Origin of the sequence: Mesorhizobium sp. M0478 (assembly GCF_040321305.1) — a bacterium.
Taxonomy (GTDB): domain Bacteria; phylum Pseudomonadota; class Alphaproteobacteria; order Rhizobiales; family Rhizobiaceae; genus Mesorhizobium.
In genome coordinates, this window is the sequence record NZ_JAMYRH010000001.1 from 316,901 (window position 1) to 334,268 (window position 17,368).

17 protein-coding genes and 1 tRNA gene are annotated in these 17,368 nt (G+C 62.3%); 9 read left to right on the forward strand and 9 right to left on the reverse strand.

Annotated features, from left to right (window positions below; translation table 11 throughout):
* Window positions 1-1,308, forward strand: coding sequence for a YeaH/YhbH family protein (locus NKI64_RS01510; RefSeq protein WP_023685368.1), 1,308 nt, complete (start codon window positions 1-3; stop codon window positions 1,306-1,308).
* A gap of 9 nt (window positions 1,309-1,317) precedes the next feature.
* A complete protein-coding gene (locus NKI64_RS01515; RefSeq protein WP_023685369.1) occupies window positions 1,318-2,868 on the forward strand; it encodes a SpoVR family protein in 1,551 nt (516 codons plus the stop codon).
* Between the two features lie 41 nt (window positions 2,869-2,909).
* On the opposite strand, the gene NKI64_RS01520 is transcribed toward NKI64_RS01515, so the two are convergent.
* The 3 genes from NKI64_RS01520 to NKI64_RS01530 are packed head-to-tail and all read right to left on the reverse strand — an operon-like array spanning window position 2,910 to window position 5,544.
* On the reverse strand, window positions 2,910-3,806 hold the full coding sequence (locus NKI64_RS01520; RefSeq protein WP_023670669.1) for an HlyC/CorC family transporter: 897 nt from the start codon (window positions 3,804-3,806) through the stop codon (window positions 2,910-2,912).
* Window positions 3,803-4,936, reverse strand: a complete 1,134-nt coding sequence (gene aroB, locus NKI64_RS01525) for a 3-dehydroquinate synthase (RefSeq protein ID WP_023694054.1) — start codon at window positions 4,934-4,936, stop codon at window positions 3,803-3,805. The genes NKI64_RS01520 and aroB overlap by 4 nt, the downstream gene beginning before the upstream one ends.
* Entirely contained in the window at window positions 4,933-5,544 is a 612-nt protein-coding gene (locus NKI64_RS01530; protein ID WP_023670667.1) for a shikimate kinase, read from the reverse strand. Before NKI64_RS01530 ends, aroB begins: the two co-directional genes overlap by 4 nt.
* 172 nt (window positions 5,545-5,716) lie before the next feature.
* Between NKI64_RS01530 and NKI64_RS01535 the strand changes: the two genes are divergently transcribed.
* The 5 genes from NKI64_RS01535 to NKI64_RS01555 all read left to right on the forward strand — a co-directional run bounded on the left by NKI64_RS01535 (window position 5,717) and on the right by NKI64_RS01555 (window position 9,687).
* On the forward strand, window positions 5,717-5,869 hold the full coding sequence (locus tag NKI64_RS01535) for a hypothetical protein (RefSeq protein ID WP_023670666.1): 153 nt from the start codon (window positions 5,717-5,719) through the stop codon (window positions 5,867-5,869).
* A 21-nt stretch (window positions 5,870-5,890) separates the two neighbouring features.
* A complete protein-coding gene (locus tag NKI64_RS01540) occupies window positions 5,891-6,802 on the forward strand; it encodes a site-specific tyrosine recombinase XerD (RefSeq protein WP_027050748.1) in 912 nt (303 codons plus the stop codon).
* Between the two features lie 88 nt (window positions 6,803-6,890).
* Window positions 6,891-7,841, forward strand: coding sequence for an acetyl-CoA carboxylase carboxyltransferase subunit alpha (locus NKI64_RS01545; RefSeq protein ID WP_023670665.1), 951 nt, complete (start codon window positions 6,891-6,893; stop codon window positions 7,839-7,841).
* Window positions 7,842-8,075: 234 nt separating this feature from the next.
* The gene (locus NKI64_RS01550) at window positions 8,076-9,371 is read left to right on the forward strand and encodes a L,D-transpeptidase family protein (protein ID WP_023751683.1); all 1,296 of its coding nucleotides are present in this window, start codon (window positions 8,076-8,078) and stop codon (window positions 9,369-9,371) included.
* A gap of 58 nt (window positions 9,372-9,429) precedes the next feature.
* Window positions 9,430-9,687, forward strand: a complete 258-nt coding sequence (locus tag NKI64_RS01555) for a sulfurtransferase TusA family protein (protein WP_352666614.1) — start codon at window positions 9,430-9,432, stop codon at window positions 9,685-9,687.
* Between the two features lie 3 nt (window positions 9,688-9,690).
* Here NKI64_RS01555 and NKI64_RS01560 read toward each other — a convergent pair whose 3' ends face one another.
* Window positions 9,691-10,788, reverse strand: coding sequence for a CobW family GTP-binding protein (locus tag NKI64_RS01560; RefSeq protein WP_352666280.1), 1,098 nt, complete (start codon window positions 10,786-10,788; stop codon window positions 9,691-9,693).
* Between the two features lie 3 nt (window positions 10,789-10,791).
* Complete coding sequence (locus tag NKI64_RS01565; protein WP_023694057.1) at window positions 10,792-11,970, reverse strand: D-alanyl-D-alanine carboxypeptidase family protein; 1,179 nt, start codon at window positions 11,968-11,970, stop codon at window positions 10,792-10,794.
* Window positions 11,971-12,203: 233 nt separating this feature from the next.
* Here NKI64_RS01565 and NKI64_RS01570 point away from each other — a divergent pair, with 233 nt between their 5' ends.
* Window positions 12,204-13,367 carry a M20 aminoacylase family protein gene (locus tag NKI64_RS01570; protein WP_023699100.1) on the forward strand — a complete coding sequence of 388 codons (1,164 nt, stop codon included), beginning with the start codon at window positions 12,204-12,206 and terminating at the stop codon, window positions 13,365-13,367.
* A 106-nt stretch (window positions 13,368-13,473) separates the two neighbouring features.
* A tRNA-Arg gene (locus tag NKI64_RS01575) sits at window positions 13,474-13,550 on the forward strand.
* 278 nt (window positions 13,551-13,828) lie between these two features.
* On the opposite strand, the gene NKI64_RS01580 is transcribed toward NKI64_RS01575, so the two are convergent.
* The 4 genes from NKI64_RS01580 to NKI64_RS01595 form a co-directional block, all read right to left on the reverse strand.
* On the reverse strand, window positions 13,829-14,239 hold the full coding sequence (locus tag NKI64_RS01580; RefSeq protein WP_023708223.1) for a TadE/TadG family type IV pilus assembly protein: 411 nt from the start codon (window positions 14,237-14,239) through the stop codon (window positions 13,829-13,831).
* Window positions 14,229-14,654: a TadE/TadG family type IV pilus assembly protein gene (locus NKI64_RS01585; protein ID WP_245260130.1), complete on the reverse strand. Its 426-nt coding sequence runs from the start codon at window positions 14,652-14,654 to the stop codon at window positions 14,229-14,231. Before NKI64_RS01585 ends, NKI64_RS01580 begins: the two co-directional genes overlap by 11 nt.
* 19 nt (window positions 14,655-14,673) lie before the next feature.
* Window positions 14,674-15,879 carry a pilus assembly protein TadG-related protein gene (locus NKI64_RS01590; RefSeq protein WP_348529196.1) on the reverse strand — a complete coding sequence of 402 codons (1,206 nt, stop codon included), beginning with the start codon at window positions 15,877-15,879 and terminating at the stop codon, window positions 14,674-14,676.
* A gap of 379 nt (window positions 15,880-16,258) precedes the next feature.
* Window positions 16,259-17,245, reverse strand: a complete 987-nt coding sequence (locus tag NKI64_RS01595; protein WP_023696403.1) for a methyltransferase — start codon at window positions 17,243-17,245, stop codon at window positions 16,259-16,261.
* Window positions 17,246-17,368: the final 123 nt, after the last annotated feature.

The following is a 17,368-nucleotide window of genomic DNA, read 5'->3' on the forward strand; positions in this document are numbered from 1 at the left end:
ATGCCGATCTTCATCGACCGTCGCCTGAACCCCAAGGACAAGAGCCTTGGCAATCGACAGCGCTTCCTCAGGCGTGCTCGCGAGGAGTTGAAGCGGAGCATTCGCGATCAAATCCGCACTGGCAGGATCGCCGACGTGGATACCGAGCACGCCGTGCCCATGCCTGAAAGGAAAACGGCCGAGCCGAGCTTCAACGATGACAGGGCCAGCGGACGGCGCCGACACATCCTTCCGGGCAACAGGCATTTTTCCCCTGGAGACCTGCTCCCGAAGCCGCATGGGGGCGGCGCGGCGTCGTCGCCAGGAAACACGGCGTCGGAAGACGATTTTCGTTTCGTGCTGTCACGCGAGGAGGTGCTCGAACTCTTTTTTGAGGATCTCGAACTGCCCGACCTGGTTAAGCTCAATCTCAAGGAAATCCTTGCCTTCAAGCCGCGCCGGGCCGGCTTCGCGGCAACTGGTTCCCCGACCAACATCAATGCCGGCCGCACGATGCGCAACAGCCTAGGCCGGCGCATTGCGCTGAGGCGCCCCACGCAGCAGGAACTGGAGGCGATCCTCCGGGAAATCGTCACGCTTGAGTCGGCCCCGGCCGGCGCGGCGGTGCGCCAGCGCATCGCGGAATTACGCGACGAGCTTGACCGGCTGGAGCGACGGCGCAGGCGAATTGCCTTTGTCGATCCGGTCGATATCCGATTCAACCGCTTCGACGCCCGGCCGGTGCCGAATGCCAATGCCGTCATGTTCTGCCTTATGGACGTGTCCGGATCGATGGGCCAACGCGAAAAGGACTTGGCCAAACGCTTCTTCGTGCTGCTGCACCTGTTCTTGAAACGGCGCTACGAACGCACGGAGATCGTCTTCATCCGCCATACCCATGAGGCGCACGAAGTGGATGAGGACACGTTCTTCTACAACACGCAGAGCGGCGGTACGATCGTCTCCACCGCGCTCGACGAAATGCACCGCATTATCGGCCAGCGCTATCCTGCCAGCGAGTGGAACATTTACGCCGCGCAGGCCTCTGACGGGGACAATTTCACCACCGATTCCGAGCGATGCATAGAGCTCATGAACGGCAAGCTCATGCGCCTGTGCCAGTATTTCGCCTATGTCGAGATCATCGACGAACGCGAGAGCCACATATTCGGTGCTACCGAAAACGGGACGTCGCTTTGGCGCGCCTACAGTACGATCGAGCTGAAATGGCCCAACTTCCAGATGAGCCGCATCGCTGCTCCCGCGGATATTTACCCGGTCTTCCACCGGCTCTTCGCCAGGCAGCCGGTGGCCATCAAGAGCGCTTGAGAGAGAGAGATGGTCAGGCGAGCCAACGAAACGAATTTGTTGTTTTCCGGTTCCGACTGGAATTTCGAGAAATTATCGCGGGCTTTTGAAGAGATCGAGGCGATCGCGGTCGACGAGTTGCATCTCGATACTTACCCGGTCCAGATGGAGATAATCTCCTCCCAGCAGATGCTCGACGCCTACTCATCTATCGGCATGCCACTGATGTATCGGCATTGGTCGTTCGGCAAACATTTCCTTCACCAGGAGCTTCTTTACCGTAAGGGTGGTCGGGGGCTGGCCTATGAACTGGTCATCAACTCCAATCCCTGCATCGTCTACCTCATGGAGGAAAACACCATGGCCTTGCAGGCCCTTGTGACGGCCCACGCGGCGCTTGGCCACAATCATTTCTTCAAGAACAATCATCTGTTTCAGCAATGGACCGACGCCGGGGCAATCCTGGGTTATCTGGACTTCGCCAAGGGCTACATCGCCCGGTGCGAGGAGCGGCACGGCCTTGCAGCAGTGGAGGCTATTCTCGATTCCGCCCATGCGCTGATGGAACAAGGGGTGTTCCGCTACCACCGGCCGCCAAAGCTCTCGTCGGAGCGACAGCGCGAAGGGCTTCGCGAGCGCCTCGAATACGAAGAGCGCTCCTACAACGATCTGTGGCGCACGCTGCCGCCGTCGCAGAACAAAAACAAGTCCGGCAATGAGGATCAAGGGATGGCGGAGCGCAAGAGATCGCTCAACCTTCCCGAGGAAAACCTCCTTTATTTCCTCGAGAAGAACAGCCTGATCCTGGAACCCTGGCAGCGCGAGATCATCAGGATCGTCCGCGTCATCGCGCAATATTTCTACCCGCAGCGACAGACTCAAGTCATGAATGAAGGCTGCGCCACCTTCGTGCATTATACGCTCATGAACATGCTATTCGATCGCGGCCGGATCGGCGAAGGTGCCATGCTCGAAATCCTGCGCAACCATTCGAACGTGATCTTCCAGCCGGCCTTTGACGATCCCCGGTTTTCAGGCATCAATCCCTATGCCCTCGGCCTCGACATGATGCAGGACATACAGCGCATTTCGACCGAGCCGACGGCGGAGGACCGCGACTGGTTCCCGGACATTGCAGGACATGGCAACTGGCGCGAGGTCCTGCTTGAGGCCTGGGCCAACCACCGCGACGAATCCTTTATCCGCCAGTACCTCAGCCCGAGCTTGATCCGAAAATGGCGGTTCTTCGTGCTTGGCGATGGAGCCGACCAACCGCATTTCGAAGTCGCCTCGATCCACAACGAACGTGGCTATCACAAGATACGGGCCGAGCTAGCCCACGGTTACGACCTTGGAGCGAATCGGCCGGACATCCAGGTGATTGATGTCGACCTGCTCGGCGACCGGCAGTTGCGACTGCAACACAGGGTAAAGGATGGTGTTGTGCTCGAAGGGGCCAGCCGTGACGCGACGCTGCGCCATGTCCGCAGCCTCTGGGGCTACGAGGTCAGCCTGGTCGCAGTTGACGCTCAAACCGGTGCGACCATCCACGAACGGTCTACGAGCCAGATCGCGGCATAAGCTCGGCAAAGAGCGTCATGTGGCGGGCCTGCTCGGTACCTTTAAGATTCGCCCGCCGGCCTGATCCTGATTCTGGCGATCCGGTTTTTGTCGCGCTTCATCACCACGAAGCGCTTGCCGTGGAAGGTGAAAGCCTGCTTTTCCTCGGGGATCGACTGCGTCTCGTGGATGACCAGGCCGGCAATGGTGGTCGCTTCCTCGTCAGGCAGGTTCCAGTCGAGCGCCCGGTTGAGATCGCGGATCGGCACGGTGCCGTCGACGACCACGGAACCGTCCGCCTCCTGCTTCACGCCCTGAATGTCTACATCGTGCTCGTCGGCGATCTCGCCAACGATCTCCTCGATAATGTCCTCCAGCGTCACCAGCCCTTCGACCTCGCCATATTCGTCGACGACGATAGCGAAATGCGCCTTGGCGCGCAGGAAGGCGTTGAGCTGTTCCTGCAGCGTCGTGGTGTCGGGCACGAACCAAGGCTTCGAAGCGATCTTCATCACGTCGATCCGGGAAAAGTCGTTGCCGACCTCGTTCAGCGCTCGCAGCAGGTCCTTGGCGTGCAGCACGCCGACAATGTTGTCGAGAGAGCCTTTCCACAACGGCATGCGGGTGTGCGGGCTTTGCAGGATCTCGCGCACCACCGCTTCCGGCCCATTGTCGGCATTGACCGAGCGCATATTGGTGCGGTGGACCATGATGTCGGAGACTTCGAGCTCGGCGAGATCGAACAGCCCGCCGACGCGGTCGCGGTCCTCACGCACCATCTGGCCGTCGCGGCGGAAATCGTCGACCGCGCCGCGCAACTCGTCCTGTGTCGAGCGCTGCGGCTCGATGCGCGACAGCTCATAGCCGAACATGGCAAGCAGGCGCGTGCGCACGGCCAGGACCAGCAGGATGAGGATGGCAAGGACGGCGACGACGGTCCAGCCGGGCTCGTTGATCATCGCTGCCGGCTTTCCTGGCCCGGGTGGTTCTCCCTGAGGAACGAAAGCACTTCCGACGCCGGTACATCCTTGGCAATAAAAGCCTGGCCAACGCCGCGCGTCAGGATGAAGGTCAGCGCGCCGCGCGACACTTTCTTGTCCTGGGTGATGAAGCCAAGCAGCGCCTCGGCATCGGGCAACTCACCAGGGATGTCGGCCATCCGCCAGGGTAGACCGACGGCGCGAAGATGCGCCTCCACGCGCGCCGCGTCGTCCGGGCTGGCCAGATTGAGCCTTGCGGAAAAGCGGTGCGCCAGCGCCATGCCGATGGCGACGCCTTCGCCATGGACGAGGCGGGCGCCATCATACTGTGTGGCGCCTTCCAGCGCATGGCCGAACGTGTGGCCAAGATTGAGCAGTGCGCGGTCGCCGGTTTCGAACTCGTCGCGGGCGACGACATCGGCTTTGGCGCGGCAGGCCTCGGCAATCGCCTCCGCCCGTTCCGCACCACCGGCGAACACCTTTTCCCAGTTCGCTTCCAGCCAGGCGAAAAACGCCGGTCGGTCGATCAACCCGTATTTGGCAAGCTCGGCATAGCCGGCGCGAAATTCGCGGATCGGCAGCGTGTCGAGCACTTCGGTGTCGGCCAGCACCAGCTTCGGCTGATGGAAGACGCCGACCAGATTCTTGCCGCGCGGGCTGTTGATGCCGGTCTTCCCACCGACCGAGGAATCGACCTGCGCCAGCAGCGAGGTTGGAATCTGGACGAAATTCATGCCGCGGCGCACGATGCCGGCGGCAAAGCCGGTCAGGTCGCCGATGACGCCACCGCCGAGCGCAATGACGACATCGCCGCGCTCCAGCTTGGCGGCGAGCACGCCGTCGACCACCTCTTCGAGATGGGCAAAGCTCTTGGTCTTTTCGCCGGCCGGCAAAGTGATGACGGCAGGCTGGATGCCGCCTGTTTCCAGACCGGCCTTCAGCGCGTCGAGATGTGCCGCCGCGACATTGTCGTCGGTGACCACCGCCGCCCTCGTGCCGGGCAGGCGGCGCGAAATCTCGGCGCCGGCGCGCGCCAAAAGGCCAGGGCCGATCAGGATGTCATAGGCACGCTCGCCAAGGCCGACCTCGACAGTGACCGGTTCGCTCACAGCCGCACCTCGCCTGGCGCAGTCGGAGCCGGAATGCCGAAATGCCCGCACAGCGCGTCGACAACCTCCGTCGCAATGACCTCCTTGCGGTCGTCGCGTGTCGGCACGGTGATGTTGGACGTGGCATAGACCGGGTAGCGCTCGCCCATCAGTCGCTCGAGCACGGCGCGCGGATCGGCGCTTTTGAGCAACGGCCGGTTCTGCTTCTTGGACACGCGTTCCATCAATAGGTCGATCTCGGCCTTCAGCCACACCGACACGCCATGCCCGGCGATCGCTTCCCGCGTCTGCGCATTCATGAACGCGCCGCCGCCGGTCGACAGCACCTGCGGCCCACTCTCCAGCACGCGCAGGATGACGCGCTGCTCCAATGCCCGGAATTCGGTCTCGCCATAGCGTTCGAACAGTTCCGGCACCGTCATGCGCGACACGGTTTCGATCTCCTGGTCGCTGTCGACGAAGGGCAGCGACAGCATCGTCGCCACCTTGCGGCCGATCGCCGTCTTTCCGGCGCCCATCAGGCCGACAAAGACGATCGAGCGGCTGCCCAGCCTGTCGAGCAGCGCGGCATGGCTATCGCCGGGAGGATTTGCTGGTAACGCGTTCATGAGACCATGCTGTTTCTAAGCCGTCTTTGCCGGCGTATCGACATCAAAAGCCCGTTTGCGTCAAGCACAGCGCCTTTCGCACGCAGAGCCCTTCGTCCTTGAATTGACGGAATTAGCGTCCCATAAGGACACAGGGCTTGGAATCGCAGAGCAAGAAGACGGGCGAAGATTGATGCCGACACTGTTCCGCTTTGTCGTGACGATGATGATTCTTGCCGGCATTGCCTATGGTACGATGGTGGCGTTGGCGATGTTCGTCGAGCCGAAAAAAGCCGAAATCACCGTGCGCATTCCACCGGAAAAGCTGAACCCCAAGAAAAACTGACCCAAAACTGACCCCTGGAACATGAACAGCGCGGCTCGCATCGAAGCCTTTCTCGAGATGATGAGCGCCGAACGCGGTGCCGCTGCAAACACGCTGTCTTCCTACCGCCGTGATCTCGAAGACGCTTCGCAGCAGATTGCCGGCGGGCTTGCCGCTGCCGCCGCAGCCGACATCCGCGCCTATCTCGACGATATCGCGGCGCGCGGCTTTGCGTCGACGTCGCAGGCGCGCAAACTGTCGGCGATCCGCCAGTTCTTCAAGTTTCTCTACGCCGAGGGCTTGCGCGGCGACGACCCGACCGGCACGCTGGACAGTCCGAAAAAGGGCCGGCCGCTGCCCAAGACGATGAGCGAGGCCGATACCGGTCGGCTGCTCGACCGCGCCGCGCTTGAGACAGGCGATGCCGTCAATGGTGACCGGGTGGCTGCACTGCGCCTGCACGCTTTGGTGGAGGTGCTCTATGCCACCGGCTTGCGCGTCTCCGAACTAGTCGGCCTGCCGGTGACCGTCGCCCAGCGCGACGACCGCTTCTTCATGGTGCGCGGCAAGGGCGACAAGGAGCGCATGGTGCCGCTGTCGGCCAAGGCCCGCACGGCGATGCGGGCTTGGCTCACAGCCCGGGCCACGGTGCCGGCTTTCGCCGACAGCCCGTTTCTGTTCCCGGCCGCCGGCGACAGCGGCTTTCTCTCCCGGCAGGTCTTTGCCCGCGATCTCAAAGGCCTTGCCGCGCGGGCCGGCATATCGGCGGCGAAAATTTCGCCGCATGTGCTGCGCCATGCTTTCGCCAGCCATCTCCTGCAGAACGGCGCCGATCTCAGGGCGGTGCAGCAGCTGCTCGGCCACGCCGATATCTCGACCACGCAGATTTACACGCATGTGCTGGAAGAGCGGTTGGTGCGGCTGGTCAACGATCATCATCCGCTTGCCGACTAGGCCTCATATCGCTATGTGAGGGCAACGTGCCCGCGCGGAGCCTACATCTGCGCGATGTTTGCCTTCCGACGCATCGGTCCGCTCAAGAATGTACAATTACCTCGATTTCGAAAAGCCGGTGCAGGACCTTGAACTCAAGATCCTCGAGCTGAAGAAGCTTGCCGAGAATGGCGAGGCGGTCGACGTCGGCGACGAAATCAGCCGGCTCGAGAAGCGCGTGCGCGACGCGCTGCGCGACATCTACAAGGCGCTGACGCCGTGGCAGAAGGTGCAGGTCGCGCGCCACACCGACAGGCCGCATTGCCTCGACTACATCAAGGGTCTGTTCAGCGATTTCACGCCGCTCGCCGGCGACCGCAATTTCGGCGAGGACCAGGCGATCATCGGCGGCTTCGCCCGCTTCCGCGGCGAACCGGTGGCCGTCATCGGCCAGGAAAAGGGCTCCGACACGGCGAGCCGGCTCAAGCACAATTTCGGCTCGGTGCGCCCTGAAGGCTACCGCAAGGCCGTGCGGCTGATGGAACTTGCCGACCGTTTCCAGATCCCACTTCTGACGCTGGTCGACACCGCCGGCGCTTACCCCGGCGTTGGCGCCGAGGAACGCGGCCAGGCTGAAGCCATCGCCCGCTCAACCTCGGCCTGCCTCGGCCTCAAAGTGCCATCGATTTCGGTTGTAATCGGCGAAGGCGGTTCGGGCGGCGCCATTGCGATCGCCACCGCCAACCGCGTCTACATGCTGGAACACGCCATCTATTCGGTGATCTCGCCGGAAGGCGCTGCCTCGATCCTGTGGCGCGACACCACGCGCTCGAAGGATGCGGCGACCAACATGAAGATCACCGCCCAGGACCTTCTGGAAATGAAGATCATCGACGCCATCATTGCCGAGCCGCTCGGCGGCGCCCAGCGCGCGCCCGAAACGGTGATCGCCGCCACCGGCGACCTCATTGCCAAGACGATGAAGGAATTTGCCGGCGCCAATACCGATTTTCGCGAGCAGCGCCGCGAAAAATACCTGGCGATGGGCCGCAGCCTCTGATTTCGGCGGGCAACGCACCGCAATGTGGCGTAAGGAGCAATTTCGCCACAAAAATGCCGCCGCATTCGGCTCAATAAAAAATCCGTGACACCGGGCGAATGCGGTGGGGGACGCCGTCCGACGCTTGCGGTAAGGAATTTTCAAGGTTAACGGGCTTAGGGTGTCCGTCAGTGTTCAGCATACAGGACCGGGCGCTATCCGGCCGTGCCGCGAGAAAAAGACATAGCCGTATCCATGTTTACAAAGCTTGCCCGCACTGGACTTCTGATCGCCGCGCTTGGCGTTGCCGGCTGCAACGATTCCTCGATGAAGAATTTTGCGCCGGAAGCCAGCAAACCGCTGCCGGACAAGATCCTGGCCGACATGAAGGCCAAGGGCATGATCCGCACCTCGTCGGTGATGGCTCGCATCTTCAAGGAAGAAGGCAAGCTCGAAATCTGGAAGGCCAAGACCACCGGCCGCTACGAGATGGTCGCCAGCTACGACATCTGCAAATGGTCGGGCAAGCTCGGCCCAAAATACACCGAGGGCGACCGCCAGGCGCCGGAAGGTTTCTATACGGTCCGCCCGTCGCAGATGAATCCGCGCTCGAACTATCACCTGTCCTTCAACATCGGCTATCCCAACGCCTATGACCGTGCCAATGGCCGCACCGGCGCCAATCTGATGGTGCATGGCGCCTGCTCGTCGTCGGGCTGTTATTCGATGACGGACCCGCAGATCGAGCAGATCTACGCTTTTGGTCGCGATGCCTTCCAGGGCGGCCAGACCGAGTTCCAGATCCAGGCGTTCCCATTCCGCATGACCGCCGCCAACATGGCGCGCTACCGCAACGACCCGAACTATGAGTTCTGGAAGATGCTGAAGGTCGGTTACGACAATTTCGAGATCACCAAGGTGCCGCCGAAGGTCGATGTCTGCGACAAGCGCTATGTCTTCAACCAGGTGGCGCCTGAGGGCACGACATTCGATCCGACTGGCGCCTGCCCCGCGACCACGCAGCCGGATTCGCTGAAGAGCGCACTCAACGCCTATCAAAGCAGCTATGACGCGGCCTTCACCGGCGCGGTCAAGGCCAGTGTTCCGGCGCCCAAGCCGACCATTGCCGGCATCAAGGAAGCCAGCATCGTTTCCGACTGGTCGAAGCGCCGCGCCCGGGGCGAGCGCGTGCCGATCGAACCGCCGTCGCTGAATTCCGACGGCACGTTGACCGAGACGGCGCGCATGGGCCGCATCGATTCGCCGGCCGGCCGCAAAATGGCGGCGCTGGACGCGGAGAAGGAGGCCAAGCGCAAGGCCGAGGAACAGCGGGTTGCTGCCATTGAGGCAGCGAAGGCCGCCAAGGCCCAGGCACTGGCTGAAAAGCAAGCGGCAAAGGCCCAAGCGCTGGCCGAAAAGGAAGCAGCCAAGCAGGCCGCCCAGCAGCCGGTCGCCACTGCGAGCGTCGAGGCGGCGCCTGCAGAACCGCCGGCGGACGAAAGCCGGATGTCGAAGATCAAGAACAAGCTGCTAGGCATGTTCGGCGGCTGAGGTTTTCGCCTTGTCGATGCATGCCGCCCAAAGTGCGCCGCGGTTTTGGGACAAAGACATGCATGAAGACAAACAAACAAATCACACCGCGATCTATGACCTCAAGGGCCTGAATTGCCCCCTGCCCGTTCTCAAGGCGAAAAAACGCTTGGCGGCAATGCGGCCGGGCAGCCGGCTTTGGCTGGAGACCACCGACCCGCTGGCGGTCATCGACATCCCCGCCTTTTGCGCCGACGCTGGCCACCAGCTTGTTGAAACATCAGCCGTCAGCGGCGGCCACCGCTTCCTGGTCGAACGCGGCGCAGAGCGAGCCTGACAATCAGCCCCCGGCTATCGCCAGCGGATTGCTCTCCAGCGCCGCGCGATCCGGCGTGTCGATCGACGGCCGGTTGGTGAAGGCGGAAAACAGCCGGCGCACATAATCTTCCGGCATATCGAGCGTGATCAGCACCAGCCTGGTGCCGCGTTGGCCGTCCGGCCAGGCCAGCAGCCGCGCCGGCGGATGCAGGATCTTCTGCACCCCGTGGACGACAAGCGGCCGCGACGGGTCCTCCGCAAGCTCGATGACGCCCTTCATCCGCAAAAGCTTGTCGCCATGCGCAGAACGCAGCAGGTCGAGGAACATCTCGATCGCCGAAAACGGCACCGGGCCGTCATGGACCAGCGAGTAGGAGCGCACGCGGGAATCGTGGCAGTGGTGGTGCTCATGTTCGCCGTGATCATGATGATGGTGGTGCTCATGGGCGGCTTCTTCGCCGAGCCAGCGCCGGACATCGGCGGATTTGGTCGCCGGATTGTAGAGGCCGCAATCGAACAGCGCCGTGACGCCGGTTCGGCCGTCGCCGGCGTCCAGCACCACGGCGCCTGGATTGAGCTGATGGAGTCGCGTTCGCAAAGCATCGACGTCGCCGGGATCGCTGGCCAGATCGACCTTGGTCAGCACGATGCGATCGGCGACTGCCACCTGCTTGACCGCCTCGACATGGCCGTCGAGCGTCGCGTTGCCGTTGACCGCGTCGACCAGCGTGATGACGCCATCAAGTCGGAAGGCCTGCACAAGGGCGGGATGCGCCATGATCGACTGCAGCACCGGCGCCGGATCGGCGAGCCCGGTGGTTTCGACGACGACGCGGGCAAGGCGGGCGATACGGCCGGTCTGCAGCCGGTCGACGAGGTCAGCCAGCGTATCGACCAGTTCGCCGCGCACCGTGCAGCACAGACAGCCGTCGGACAACTGGATGATGCCGTCCGAGGCCTGCTCGACCAGCAGGTGGTCGATCGCCACCTCACCGAATTCGTTGATGATGACGGCCGTGTCGACCAGTGCCGGATCTTTGAGCAGCCGGTTGAGCAATGTCGTCTTGCCGGCGCCGAGGAAGCCGGTGACCACCGTGACGGGTATCGGAAAGCCAGCCATCGCCTAGTTCGCGGCTTTGACCAGCTGGTCGCCCTGCACCGCGGTTGCCTGGCCCACCACGGCCGGTTCGGCGCCCTTTGGCGCCGGAATGTCTGGCCGCCAGCTCGGCAGCGGCACATCGGCGTATTCCTGGCCGCCCTGGTCGAGCATCGCCTTCGGCGCCGGCCCGGTGGCGCCGCCGAGGCCCACGGCAACCAGCGTCGGCACGTGGTCGAGCTTTTCCTGATAGGGCGATTTCGGCACGTCGGCACCCTTCGCGGCCACCGGCGGAGCCGCCTCGGACTGCTCGTGCGGCGCCTTCTTCCTGCAGATCTCATCATGCATGTCGTTGGGTGACATTGTATCGCCATAGGAAGGCATGGCCGCGACCGTGAGCCAGTTCGGGTCGGGCGTGGCAAAGCCCTGGTCGAGCAGCCTGGCGGCGGTCTCGGCACGGCTGATCGCCGATTTTTCGCCGAGCACGACCGCGACCAGCGTGCGGCCATTGCGTGTCGCCGAGCCGATCATGTTGAAGCCCGAGGGACAGACGAACCCGGTTTTCATGCCGTCGGCGCCGGGATAGCGCCCGATCAAGAGATTGTAGTTGGAGATCGCCTTCTTGCCGACGGCAAGGCCTTCGATCGAGAACCAGGGGGCGTATTGCGGGAATTCCTTGCGGATCGCCATCACCAGCAGGGCAAGATCGCGCGCCGTCGTGTACTGCTCCGGCGAAAACAGGCCGTTCGGATTGACGAAATGCGTTCCGGTCATGCCAAGCCGCGCCGCCTCCGCATTCATGCGAACGGCGAATCCGGCCTGCGAGCCGCCTATGTTTTCGCCGATGGCCATGGCGATATCGTTGGCCGATTTGACCAGCATCATCTTCAACGCATTGTCGAGCCGCATCACCGAGCCCGGCTTGAAGCCCATCTTGCTCGGCGGTTCGCCCGCCGAATGCTTGGTCACCTTGATCGGTGAATCGAGCTGGACCTCGCCGGCGGCAATCGCCCGGAAGGTGACATAGGCGGTCATCAGCTTGCTCAGCGAAGCGGGATACCAGCGCTTGAAGGCGTCCTGGTGCTGCAGAACCTTGCCGCTGTTGAGGTCGAACAGGATCACCGGATTGGCCAAAGCTGGCCCAGCCAGCATAGGTAGCGCCAAGCCGCCCGTTAGCAGTAATTTGAGGATATGGCTGTGCCGCATCATGGAATCCGAAATCGCCTCTTGCCGTAGTCGCCCCTGGCTCCGTAAGATTTCGTTACGCGATGGCCAGCATGACCTGATCCGGCCCTCAATTTCCGGATCACATTGTCTGGGGTGCTATTTACCCTATGTGACGCCAAGATGGCAAAGTGCCAAGATGGCAACAAGCATGGCAATCACAATTGCAATCAAGCAGGCCAGATCGTCTGCTCCAACAGCGAGATGGAACCATTATGCCGATTCTCAACCGCGCCGCCGAGATGCAGGATGAAGTTGCCGGCTGGCGACGCCATCTGCACCAGACGCCAGAACTGAATTTCGATGTCTTCAAGACCGCCGCCTTCGTCACCGAGAAGCTGAAGGAATTCGGCTGCGACGACGTGGTGACGGGCCTCGGCAAGACCGGCGTCGTCGGCATCATCCATGGCCGCAAGGGGCAAGGCGCGACCATCGGCTTGCGCGCCGACATGGACGCGCTGCCGATCAACGAGATCACCGGCAAGCCCTATGCCTCGACCATTCCTGGCAAAATGCATGCCTGCGGCCATGACGGCCATACGGCGATGCTTTTGGGCGCCGCCAAATATCTGACCGAAACGCGCAATTTCGCCGGCTCGGTCGCGGTCATCTTCCAGCCGGCGGAAGAGGGCGGCGGCGGCGGCAACGAGATGGTCAAGGACGGCATGATGGAGCGTTTCGATATTTCGCGCGTCTTTGGCATGCACAACATGCCGGGCCTGCCGGTGGGCCAGTTCGCCATCCGGCCGGGCCCGATCATGGCGGCGACCGCCGAGTTCACCATCACCGTGAAGGGCCGCGGCGGCCATGCGGCGATGCCGCACGGCACGATCGACCCGATCGTCATCACCAGCCAGTTGGTCGGCGCCCTTCAGACGGTCGCTTCGCGCAGCACCGATCCGGTCGAGGCGGTGGTGGTTTCGGTGACGAAGTTCCACGCCGGCGACGCCTACAACGTCATTCCCGAGACCGCCGAGATTGCCGGCACGGTGCGCACACTGAAGAAAGAGATCGCCAAGAAGTCGGAAGAGCGCATCCGCACCATCTGCGAAGGAATAGCCACCGCCTTCGGCGCGACGATCACTGTCGACTATGACGCCAACTATCCCGTGACCTTCAATCATCCGGAAGAAACGGTCTTTGCCGGCGATGTCGCGGCACATGTCGCCGGCGACACCCAGGTCCACCGCGCCATCCAGCCGGTGATGGGCGGCGAAGACTTCTCCTACATGCTGGAAGCCCGACCTGGCGCCTTCATCTTCATCGGCAATGGCGAGACCGCCGGCCTCCATCATCCGGCCTACGACTTCAACGACGAAGTCATACCGCACGGCATGAGCTACTGGGTGAAACTGGCCGAAACGGCGCTGGCAGCCTGACCTGCCCCGACGAAAGGCCGGCCGATTAGCCTTCGGCCGGCCTCTTCATTGCCTTCGGCGAGCCTCTTGGCGAAACGATCGGAAGCGGCTATGTGTCGGGCCGCGTGGTCCCGTAGCTCAGTAGGATAGAGCGGCAGATTCCTAATCTGTAGGTCACAGGTTCGATTCCTGTCGGGATCACCAGCAAGATCAAAGGCTTGGTGACTGAGATAGCCTGTCGGCATGTTGCAGCACTGATGGACTGGTTTTCGGTGATTTTCACGGACGCGACCAAGCAAGCAGCCTGACTTTAGTTCCATAGAAAAAGTCCATCCCTGAGGTCTCAGGAGCGAGCTTTAAGCATCTACAGCCGCGAAGAGAATCGACCTCTTGCAAGTACAATTTCAGATCGAGCGATGGTTCCCAGTCGATCCGTTACGGTCTGAGTTCGGCGCCGCCAACTCAACGAAGCCGGCCGTATCCTAGCTGGCAACCAGGGGCACCGTGACGGTCGTGGCGTAATTTATCGGATACTGGTCGAAATACGGGAAAGCGATGACGAAGGCATAGCTGGCGGTCAGATGCGCCATCTTGAAACCGCCGCTGGCAGGGTCGGTCGCGATCGTCACAATGACGTTCTTCAGACCCAGGTTCACCAATTTCTGCGTGGCGATGGCCTGGATGTCGCTCTGCGAAAGCGTGTTGTTCAGCTGCAGCGCCCGGGAAGAGGTTTCCAGTGTATAGCGGACGGTCGACACGGCATTCATGGCCCAGCCGAAGGCGAAGATTCCGAACAAAAGCATCACCAGGAAAGGCGCGATCAAGGCGAATTCCAGCCCGGCTGCGCCGGAGCAGTCACGGCGCCACCTGGATCCGATCCTTTCAGCGGACACGGATCACCTGCTGATGACTGATCGCGCGCGGGTCCGGGAAGACACCGAAGTTAAACGGGGGCACCCAGGTGCCCGTCGCCGTTATCTGGACGAAGACGGTCGGCAGCTTCGTTCCGCCGCAAATGGTGGTCGCATCCACGACCGTGGCGCCGCACAAATAGGAGCGGACCAGTACGACCGCGGCGTCCTCGGGCTTGTCGTTCCAGCTCGAAAGCGCGACCGCCTGCGTTCCGGTGTCATTGGACGCGCCGGCCATTACGAGATTGGCCGCGGTTTTGACGCCCGCGCGCATCTGCAGGTAACTCGTTACGTAGGACCAGCCGTCGGCGATGCCGAGGCAGACGAGGCACAGGATGGGCAGCAACATGGAAAACTCGACGGCAGCTATCCCGGATTTGTCCAGGACAATGCGCAAGGTCCGCCCACCCATCCCGCTACTCGACGAGCTGAACGGATTGCGTCGCCGGAATGTTCTTCATCCCGAGGCTGGTGCAGTCCTGCTTGATGGTCGTACTGCCGGACCACTGGATGGTGTCGGCGACGACCTGAGTGCAGCCGCCGTTCCCCGAGAAGTTGCCAAGGTAGTTGACCTGCTGCCTGGGGAAATAGATGGCGCCGGTCAAAAGCGAGTCCGCTGTGCCGTTGAAGGTGCTCTGTGCCGCAGTCCCGGTCCTGTCGCCGTAGAACAGCACGCCGGAATAGGCTCCGGAGGTAGGCGCGCTCAGCGTCACCTTGGCGTTGCCGTTCATGCTGACGGTGTTGCTGCCTGCCATGAAGATGGTTACCCCGCTGCCGGCGACGACCGCGTTGGCGTTGACCTTCATACCGCCCTGCACGACGTAGACGCCGGGCTGCAGGGTGACGTTGCCGCTGAGGCTCATGCCGCTACAGTAGGTGCCAGGCTGGAGTGTTTGCGACGTCTTGTTGCCATTGACATTCTTGCAAGGGTTGCCGGCTGTCGGCGTCGCCAAGCCGGAGAAAGGATCGGCTGCCGGCAAGGCTCGGGTGATGTTGGACTTGCAGACTGTGGTCGCTGGATTGTTCAGCACCATGCCGCCGACCGTGATCAGGCAGTCGGCCTTGAGCACCGCCGAGCCCTGCGTCTTTATGGCGTCCGAGGCAATCGAGTCCGACATGACCGAACAGCCGGTGAGGTTGACGGTGGTGTTGCCGGAAAAGAGCGCAGCCTGGGAGGCCGACGGACTGAGCGCCAGCACGCAAGCTTTGGAGGCGTCATTGATCAGCGCCACCGCCCTTGCCTGTTCGGCAACGGGCGCCTGGTTGAAAATCGCCGTGAAGTAGCGGTCGAGGTTCTGCTTGACGATGACCTCCACTGCCTTCTTCGCGGTGTTCGGGCCGGACAATGGCGGCGTGTTGACCTGGATCGTGCCCGGCGTGGCAAAATTGTTCGAGGTCGCGGACTGCGTGGCGGCGGCGATGATGGTCGGGTTATCGGAACCCGCGACTTTCTCGAGCGCGCCGGCATAGGCCGCGGCATCGGCAACGGCCTGCAGCTTGAGGCTGCTGTAATACCAGAAGGATGTCTCCACACCGAGGCCGGCGCCGCCAACCACGACCGGCAAGGTGAAGGCAACGATGACGGCAACGTTACCGTTCGTGGCGCGCCTTAGGCGGCTCAAAGCAAACCAAATCCGGGTGAACGCGTTGGATGCCATATGTATTAGAAACCACGAATAGATAAACGAATGTCTAAAAACTCCATTCCGATTCGACGTAGTCGAACGGGCTAGCTAGGCGCAAGTTGCAGCGACCGCGCAACATCCTGTCGGAGGTTCCGCCCCAATCGACGAATGCGAAATATGCCGCTATCCCGAACTTTGTTGTCGACCAAGTGACATTTAAATGCCCCCTCTGCGAAGAAGCTATCGAGAAGACAGGGGACACCGCGCTGCCGGTACGGGGAAAGATCGGCTCACGCCGCCTCAGGAACTTTGTGCAATCCGTCCGGGGCTGGCTCTGAGGGCCACACACGCCCGAAACCAACCACTCCAGCCACAATCAGTCCGTGAGGCGCCCACGAAACAACGTGGTGCCGTCGGTCAGCTGCGACCTGGAGATATCCCGGAACCCAGCTTCGGCCATCCACCCGCGATACTGACCTTCCGTGTACGATTCGCCTGCGCGGTAAAGGTTCAGGAAGGTGAGATTGAGAAAGACACCCTCAGGCGGGCCGAGACGGTCGTCATCGACGACACCCCACCCCGCAATTGCGATCTCGCCTCCTTGGGTGAGGCAACGCGCCGCGTTCAGGATCGAACTGCGCGCCTGGTCCGGCGGCAGGACCTGGACGACAGCCTTCAGGATTGCCAAGTCATGCCGGCCGGTCGATGGCGCGACCGTTATGTCGCCTTCTTCGACAACCACATCGCCGGCACCGTATTCCGACAGGATCGCTGGTGCGACCGCCGCGACCGTCGGGAGTTCCATCAAAGTCGCCGCAATATGCGGCCATCGCTCGCGAAGACCGACCAGAATGGTCCCGGCGCCGCCGCCGATGTCGATCACCGAACTGACCGCCGAGAAGTCCAGTTCACGGGCGAGATTTCGGCCGAAAATCACCCCTCCCGGTGCGAGCATGCGGCTGAAGGCCGCTGCGGATTCTGGCCCCGCTTCGGAAAAGTCGTGCAGCGCGGCCGGCCGATTCTGCCGCAGCGACTCTGCGGTCAAAAGGTCGGCTCCCCAGAGTTCGCGCAGCAGCACATGATCGCCGCCGCGATAGGTCGGCTTGGACGCGTCGAGGAACTCCGACGCTTCGGCTCCGTTGCGAAACTGACCATCCTCGACGTCGAGGAGACCGATGCTGGCGAGCGCGTAGAGGAACCGCGACAGACGAGCGGGCTCGACTTTGAGCGCTGCCCCAAGGCTGTCGGCAGTCGCAGCATCGCCGCCGAGCCAGGTGAAGATGCCAAGGTCCAGCCCGGCACGAAGCGCCAAGGCGGGGGGCACCCCTGCGATCAGCTTGTCGATCCGATCGGAATCCACCATGTCATATCCCGTTGTGCGATCCAGGATCGACTTTGAACAGCTCGGCCAACCTCGTCAAATCAGTTCGCCAGCGCGCCGCTCTCCGCGTCGAGCAGGTTCAGCTTGGCGGTATCGGGTTCGACG